Source organism: Marinobacter sp. (genome assembly GCF_041984545.1).
Taxonomy (GTDB): Bacteria; Pseudomonadota; Gammaproteobacteria; order Pseudomonadales; family Oleiphilaceae; genus Marinobacter.
On the sequence record NZ_JBHIXV010000094.1, the window covers coordinates 1 to 630 of the forward strand.

Below are 630 nucleotides of genomic sequence, written 5' to 3' on the forward strand. Positions count from 1 at the left end.
TACGGTGATGGACAACGCAGAACAGGTTGAAGCGGCGGCCCGCACCATTGCCGGTAAGGCAGAGACCACCGAGCAGGAAGTGCTGGCCCAGAAAGACAATACCGACCAGGTGGCCAGTGCCACCACCGAGATGGCCGCTTCCGCGGTGCAGGTTCGAGAGAACGCGGTGACTACCGCACGGAAATCGGCCGATACCACCAAGTCGGCAGAAACCGGAGAGCATCTGGCTCGAAATGCGGTTCAGGGTATTGAATCTCTGAATGCAGAGGTCCAGAACGGTGCGCAGCGTATTGAGCAGCTGGATCAGCGGACAACGGAAATGGCCTCACGGCTGGAGTTGATTTCCGAGATTGCCGACCAGACCAACCTGTTGGCCCTGAACGCGGCGATTGAAGCGGCCAGAGCTGGTGAGCAGGGCCGGGGATTTGCCGTGGTCGCAGACGAAGTCCGGGCGCTTGCCTCGCGCACTCAGGCGTCCACTGAGGAGATTCGCCAAACCATTGAGGGGCTGAAAAAAGAGGTGGTGGATTGTGTCGGTACCATGCGCCATGCCTCGGAACTTGCCCAGCATCAGGTGGATTCAATTCTGAAAGTGGAAACCGAGCTGCAAACCATTGCTGCAGCGGTGCG

At 59.2% G+C, this 630-nt stretch carries 1 protein-coding gene; it reads left to right on the forward strand.

Translation table 11 applies throughout. The features are described 5' to 3' along the window. Positions 1–630, forward strand: a 630-nt coding sequence (locus tag ACFC20_RS17695) for a methyl-accepting chemotaxis protein (protein ID WP_375194130.1), incomplete at both ends; no start/stop codon positions are given.